Source organism: Streptomyces sp., from assembly GCF_031181555.1.
GTDB lineage: Bacteria > Actinomycetota > Actinomycetes > Streptomycetales > Streptomycetaceae > Streptomyces > Streptomyces fimbriatus.
The window spans coordinates 55682-62245 of sequence record NZ_JAPSKQ010000014.1 but is presented as its reverse complement, the minus strand read 5'-3'; the positions used below and the strand labels follow the sequence as shown (position 1 = coordinate 62245).

General features: G+C 74.3%; 6 protein-coding genes. 4 read left to right on the top strand and 2 right to left on the bottom strand.

Features of this window, described 5'->3' with window-relative positions; all coding sequences use genetic code 11:
- Positions 1-98: 98 nt before the first annotated feature.
- From RIM90_RS05480 to RIM90_RS05470, 3 genes are read left to right on the top strand one after another with little or no spacing between them, the layout of a single operon-like run.
- Positions 99-965, top strand: coding sequence for a polysaccharide deacetylase family protein (locus tag RIM90_RS05480; protein WP_309059407.1), 867 nt, complete (start codon positions 99-101; stop codon positions 963-965).
- A 33-nt stretch (positions 966-998) separates the two neighbouring features.
- Positions 999-1178 (top strand): hypothetical protein, encoded by a 180-nt coding sequence (locus RIM90_RS05475; protein WP_309059406.1) that lies wholly within the window; start codon positions 999-1001, stop codon positions 1176-1178.
- A 33-nt stretch (positions 1179-1211) separates the two neighbouring features.
- Positions 1212-1928, top strand: a complete 717-nt coding sequence (locus RIM90_RS05470; protein WP_309059405.1) for a peptidyl-tRNA hydrolase — start codon at positions 1212-1214, stop codon at positions 1926-1928.
- A 516-nt stretch (positions 1929-2444) separates the two neighbouring features.
- On the opposite strand, the gene RIM90_RS05465 is transcribed toward RIM90_RS05470, so the two are convergent.
- A complete protein-coding gene (locus RIM90_RS05465; protein WP_309059404.1) occupies positions 2445-3491 on the bottom strand; it encodes an N-acetylmuramoyl-L-alanine amidase in 1047 nt (348 codons plus the stop codon).
- Positions 3491-3763: a hypothetical protein gene (locus RIM90_RS05460; RefSeq protein WP_309059403.1), complete on the bottom strand. Its 273-nt coding sequence runs from the start codon at positions 3761-3763 to the stop codon at positions 3491-3493. Before RIM90_RS05460 ends, RIM90_RS05465 begins: the two co-directional genes overlap by 1 nt.
- Before the next feature lie 441 nt (positions 3764-4204).
- On the opposite strand from RIM90_RS05460, the gene RIM90_RS05455 reads away from it, so the two are divergent.
- Complete coding sequence (locus RIM90_RS05455) at positions 4205-6265, top strand: neutral/alkaline ceramidase (RefSeq protein WP_309059402.1); 2061 nt, start codon at positions 4205-4207, stop codon at positions 6263-6265.
- Positions 6266-6564 lie beyond the last annotated feature (299 nt).

The window sequence follows — 6564 nt, the reverse complement described above, 5'->3', positions numbered from 1 at the left end:
CCGGGGGGGTGCGGGCGCCGTGCCCCGGCCGGGTGACACCGGCCGGGGCACGGCGCGCGGAGCGAGAACGGGAACACATCCCCTCCTACCTTCATACGGTGATCACACGTGTACGTCGCGCAGCAGCGCTCTGCGCCCTGGGGACCGCGCTCACCGCCTGCGCCACCGTCCAGCCCGCCCAGCCCGTCCGGCAGCCCGCCCGTCCCGCGCCCTCCGTCACTCCCGCCGTTCCCGCCGCGCCGTCGCCGCGACCGCCGACGCTCGCCCCCGGGGCCGCGGGCCTGACCCCGGTCTTCGACCACGGCTCGCGCACCGCGGGCAGGACGGTCGCACTGACCTTCGACGCCGACATGACCGCCGACCAGGGCCCGCGGGCGGCCGCGGGCGAGCGCTTCGACCACCCGCGGCTGATCGCCGCCCTGCGCGCGCTGAGGGTCCCGGCCACCGTGTTCATGACGGGCCGGTGGGCCGAGGAGTACCCGGACCAGGCCCGCTCCATCGGCCGGGACCCGCTGTTCGAGGTCGCCAACCACTCCTACAGCCACTACGCCTTCACCGCCGACTGCTACGGCCTGCCGACCGTCTCCGCGGACCGGATGCGGGCGGACGTGGAACGGGCGTACACCGTCTTCCGCGAGGTCGGGGTGGAGGACCCGATGCCGTACTTCCGCTTCCCCGGCGGCTGTTACGACCGCGCGGCGCTCAGGGCGCTGACCCCGGCCGGCGTCACGGCGGTGCAGTGGGACGTGGTCGGCGGCGACGCGTTCGCCACGGACGCGGAGGCGGTGGCCCGGCAGGTCCTGGACGGAGTGCGGCCGGGCTCGGTGGTCGTCCTGCACTGCACGCGCAGCGCGGCCCCGACGACCGAGCGGGCGGTACGGACGATCGTCCCGGAGCTGCGCCGCCGGGGCTACCGGTTCGTGAAGGTCTCCGATCTGATCGCGACGGCGGGCGGACGAAGCTGACGCGACCGGGACGCACCGGCCTACGCTGGACGCATGAACGACAACGACTACTGCCTGATCGACACGTCCAGGCCGCCCAAGGCCGACGGGCCGCCGTACGCGGAGTGCGTGCTGTGCCAGGAGCCGACGGAGTACCCGGAGTCGTACAAGGGCATCACCCTGTGCCCGGTCTGCGAGTGGCGCGAGGCCGAGCGCACGTCCTGCTCCGGCTGACGGCGGCGCGCGGCGGGTTGGCAGACTGAACCCGTGAGCACTGACCAGACGCCTGCCGCCGACAGTCCCTTCCGCCCCGACCCGGGTGCCCGCGACGAGGCACCCCAGTTCGTCCTGCCCCTGGTGGTCCGCATCGAGCGGACGGCGCCCCCGCCGCGCACGGACGCCCTGGAGACGGCGGCCCGCGCGGTGCTGGTGATGCTGGCCGACGAGCGCTCGGTGGGCGAGGGCGCATGGGCGCGGGCGATGCGGGACTGGCAGGACACCCGGATCCGCAAGGTGGTGCGCCGGGCCCGCGGCGCGGAGTGGCGCCGCGCGGAGGCCCTGCCGGGCATCACCGTCACCGGCAAGTCGGCGGAGGTCCGCGTCTTCCCGCCCGTCCCCCTGGACGGCTGGCCCAAGGACCTGGCCCGCCTCCAGGTCTCCGGCACCGACCTCGACGACCCGGAGCCCCCGTCCCCGGCGGACCCGGCCGCCCCCGTCCTCTGGCTCAACCCCGGCCTGGACATGTCGGCCGGCAAGGCCATGGCCCAGGCGGGCCACGGCGCGCAGCTGGCCTGGTGGGCACTGCCGGACGAGGACCGCACGGCCTGGCACGCCGCCGGCTTCCCGCTGGCCGTCCGCACCGCCGACCCCTCCCGCTGGGGCGACCTGGTGGCCGGCGGCCTCCCCACGGTCCGCGACGCGGGCTTCACGGAGATCGCGCCGGGGTCCTGCACGGTGGTGGCGGACCATCCGGCGCTGCGGTAGCGGGGCGAGGGCCCCGCCCCTCCGTTGCGAGGAGCCGCGAACGGATCGGACCGACTCCGGGCTGACCAGCCCGTGATGCGGCCGTGCCCACGCTCCACCGCGCGTTCGGCGACCGTGACCGCTTGCTCCACGCCGGTGTCCCCGACAACCCTCTGCTCCGGTTCGGTTCTGTGTGAACGCCTTGCGTAGCTGCCCCTGTCCGGACATGCGAAAGGCCCCCGCCGCCCGGAGGGGCGCCGTTGGCGCATCCGGCCGCGGGACGCCGAGGGGAGCGAGTGCCCCGGCAGAACGGCGCGGCGACGGCGTGTCGCCGGGACATTCGCTCCCCTCGGGACCCCGGGGCTCGCGCCTGGGAACCGCCCGAGGGGATTCGCCGACGGCACCCCCGGAGGCGACGGGGGATCTGCAGGCGTCCGCGGCGGATCAGTCGGCGAACAGAGCGACAAGCGTCCCCGGCCACCGCGGCGACCGCACGGCGGCGACCACGGCCCTCCGTCTCCTCGGGATCCGCGCGGCTCAGTTTTCCTTCCACACGAGCACGGTGAGGACCGCGCTGTCGATGGTGACCGGGACGTCGGCGAGGTTGAGCAGGCGGATGCGCATGCCGCGGCCGGCCGCGAGCCGCTTCGTCACCGGCACCACTGCGAAGGTGTCGCCGCCGGTGCCGGTGATCTCGTGGACCGGGTGGTCCGCGCGGTGCTGGGAGCCCTCGTACTCGCTCATCCTCGCCTGCACCACGGCGCCGACGGGCAGGCCGTCGATGCGCAGGCTGACCGTGCCGGTGAAGCGGCAGGCACCGCGCGCCCACACGCTGCCGCCGGTGGCGTGGTCGCCGGTCTCGTCCGTCCACTCCCGGGTGAACTCGATCGAGTCCCAGGCGCCCGGGTCGAGGGTGCGGGGCTGGGCGGTGCCGAGATTGACGTACTGCGGCATGGGCTCGTCCTCCTGGTCGTCCCGGTTCCATCCGGCGGGGTGGGTGAGGCGTTCGGCGACGCGTGCGCGCATCGAGCTCATCGTGAACCCGCGCGGGTCCACCTTCCCCGGCTGCCACTCCAGGTGCCCGATCACCGACCGCTCGTTCCAGCCGTGCAGGCGGCACACGGCCGCCGCCGCACGCTCGATCGCGTCCAGCTGCGCGGCCGGCCAGGGGTCCTCGCCGTCGCCCAGGTTCTCGCACTCGAAACCGTAGAAGTGCCGGTTGCCGTCGGTGTTCGCCTCGTCGTCCGGCGGCAGCCGCCTCTCGGCGATCACGGCGCGCAGCACGTCGTCGTCGCCGTTCCCGGCGTGGTTCGCGCGGCCGTAGCCGACGAGGTGGACCCGGCCGTCCTTGGTGATGACGCCGTGGCACAGCGGGCCCGGCAGGCTCGCGTACCCGTGACGGCAGATCTCCACCGTTCGTGCGCTGCCCTTCGTCACGGTGTGGTGGACCATCACGCCGTGGACCGGCCCCCAGGGGCCCTTGTGGTTGCGGTTGTGGTCGCGCCAGTCACCGACCTCCACCACCGTCAGGCCCTCCGCACGGAGGGCGCGCAGGAACGCGGACGCGGACGCGGGCGGCGCCATCACACACGCTCCGGCCAGGACCGGGTGCCGGGCTGGTCGCCCCGGTGGCGGGAGGCCGCCCGCAGGGGCGGGTCCTGCCCGTCCGGGAGCACCCGCGGGCCGACGACGCCGGCGGGGTTCGCGGGGGACGTCTTCACGACGACCGCCGGGTACCGGTCGCCCTTGCGGACGAGGTCGCCGTTCGGCTCGCGGCGGACGCGCTGCTGGGTGATGTGGCGGGCATCGTCCTCCGTGAGCCGGTGGATGACGATCCTGCCGGGTGTGGGGACCATGGCGCCTCCCTTCACAGGACGGTGATGGTGTCGGGGGCCTCACAGATAATGTTCTCGCCGTGCCTGGAGCCAACCGCCCGGGCCCGTACGAGAATTCACCGGCACGAGGTGCCGGGGGGCCAGGGTGACGTCCGCGCCGACCGCGGGCCGACGAGGGCGGGGGACCCGGGGCCCGGAAGCAGGCACGGAACCACCACCGGCCGGCGCTGCGCACCGCTCGCGCCGCCGGCGCCGCCGCGTTCGGCGCCGACGTGCCGGCAGGCGGCGACCACCACGCCCACCTCCCTCCAACGCGCCTCCCGCATACAGCAGTTACCGCCGGTTGCAGACCTCTTGCGACGGCCGTGACGCGAGGTGTACCAATGGCGGCGGAGGACCTGAACGTTGTTCAAGTCCGCGCGGGCGCCACGGCGCGCGCGGTCCCGTCACGAGGAGCTGCAGATGCCTGCGGAACGTCCCGTTCACAGTCGGCGTACGGTTCTGCGGGCGGGAGCCCTCACCGGTCTCGGGCTGGCGGGCGCACAGGCGGCGGGTGCGAGCCGGGCCGACGCCGCACCCGCGAGTGGCGCCGGTTACCTCGTCGGCCGGGGGCTCGCCGACGCCACCGGCGAGGTGGCCGAGGTCGGCATGATGGGCTACGGCCGGTTCGACCAGCAGGCCGCCGGGCTGCACACCCGGTTGCGGGCGCGTGCGTTCGTCGTGGCCGACGAGGCGAGCGGACGGCGGGTCGTGCTGATCGTCGCCGACTCGCCGATGATCTTCGGAAGCGTGCACCAGGCGGTGCTGCGGCGGCTCGCCGAGCGGTACGGCGACCTCTACACCGAGCAGAACGTGCTCATCACCGCCACCCACACCCACGCCGGTCCCGGCGGCTACTCGCACCACCTGCTGTACAACACGACCACGTTCGGCTTCCACCGCAAGACCTTCGAGGCGGTGGCGGACGGCCTGTTCGAGGCCGTGCGGCGGGCCCACGACGACCTGGCGCCGTCCGAACTGGTGCTCAGCCACGGCACGTTGACCGGGGCCAGCGTCAACCGCTCCCGGTCGGCCTTCGAGCGCAACCCGAAGGCCGACCGCGACCACTTCCCGGACGCCGTCGACCCGCTCACCACCCTGCTCCGGGTGGAGCGGGCCGGGCGGACGGTGGGCGCCGTCAACTGGTTCCCGGTGCACAGCACCAGCATGTCCGGGGACAACCGCCTGATCAGCGCGGACAACAAGGGGTACGCGGCCTACCACTGGGAGCGCGAGGTCCACGACGTCGACTACCTGTCCGACGGCTCCCCGGCGTTCGTCTCGGCGTTCGCCCAGACCAACAGCGGCGACATGTCGCCCAACCTCGACCTGACGCCGCCCACGACACCGGAGGACTTCGCCCGCACCCGCGCCAACGGGCTCCGGCAGTACGAGGCCGCCGCGGCCCAGGTGCACCGGCCGGGCGTCCGGCTGTCCGGCCCGGTGGACTCCCGGTTGGTGTACGTCGATCTCTCCGACGTCACGGTGCGCCCCGAGTTCACCGGCGACGGACGGACCCACCGGACCTCCAAGCCCTGCGTCGGCGCCGCCATGGCGGCGGGCAGCCTGGAGGACGGGCCGGCCTTCCCGGGGTTCGAGGAGGGGGAGAACCCCTTCTGGGACGCCGTCTCCGACTCCGTGATCTACACGGTCTCACCGGAACTCGCACAGGCACAGGCGCCGAAGGACGTCTTCGTGCCCATCGGGGAGATGAACCGCGTCTACCCCTGGGTGCAGGAGCGGGTGCCCGTGATGCTGGTCCGGATCGGCCGGCTCCACCTCATCGGCATCCCGGGCGAGGTCACCATCTGCGCGGGACTGCGGCTGCGGCGCACGGTCGCCGGCATCGTCGGCGCGGACCTCGACGACGTGCTGGTCGCCGGGTACGCCAACGCGTACTTCCACTACCTGACCACCCCCGAGGAGTACGACGCGCAGCAGTACGAGGGCGGGAGCACGCTCTTCGGCCGCTGGCAGCTTCCGGCGCTCCAGCAGACCGCGGCCGAACTGGCCACCGCGCTGCGCGACGGCACGGATCTCCCCCTCGGCCCCGAGGCGCCGGACCTGTCCGGCAAGGCGCTCTCCCTGCAGCCCGGAGTGGTGCTGGACGCGCCTCCGGTCTTCCGGGCGTTCGGGGACGTGCTGGTCGGGCCGCGGGAGAACTACCGGGCCGGTGAACGGGTCGAGGTCGTCTTCGCGGGCGCCCACCCGGGCAACGACCTGCACCGGGGCGGGACGTATCTGGAGGTCCAGCGCCAGGAGTCCGGCGGGACCTGGCGCACCGTCGCCGACGACGGCGACTGGGCGACCCGGTTCCACTGGAAACGCGACGGGATCGCCGCCTCCCGGGTCACCGTCACGTGGGACATCCCGCAGGGGACCGTGCCCGGCACCCACCGGATCGTGTACCACGGCGACGCGAGGAGCGTGGTCGGCACCCTCACCCCGTTCACCGGTACGTCACCGGCCTTCGCCGTGCGCTGACCCGGAGGCCGGGGCGCCCGGTCCGCCGACACGGCCGGCCCCCAGGACCGGCCCGGCACGGCACGGTCCACCGGCGTCGCGGACAGAAAGACGTCCCTTCCCCCACCCGCGTGCCGGCCCGGTCGGCGTCCTGCCGATCCGACGGATCGTACCCGTGAGGGAACCGGCGCGACGCGCCGAGGACGGGGCCCGGCCGCCGGGGTCCACACGGCTTCGCCGCACCGGTGAACGCCGAAAGCGCCCCGCGCGTATCCCCTGGCGCCGTCCGGGCGGACCGCCCGAACCTCAAATGTTGCTCT

What these genes read in the sequence shown, in the direction of transcription:
- RIM90_RS05475 (WP_309059406.1), top strand. Translation starts at nt 999, where the DNA reads ATGAACGACAACGACTACTGCCTGATCGACACGTCCAGGCCGCCCAAG.
- RIM90_RS05465 (WP_309059404.1), bottom strand. Translation starts at nt 3,491, where the DNA reads ATGGCGCCGCCCGCGTCCGCGTCCGCGTTCCTGCGCGCCCTCCGTGCG.
- RIM90_RS05460 (WP_309059403.1), bottom strand. Translation starts at nt 3,763, where the DNA reads ATGGTCCCCACACCCGGCAGGATCGTCATCCACCGGCTCACGGAGGAC.
- RIM90_RS05455 (WP_309059402.1), top strand. Translation starts at nt 4,205, where the DNA reads ATGCCTGCGGAACGTCCCGTTCACAGTCGGCGTACGGTTCTGCGGGCG.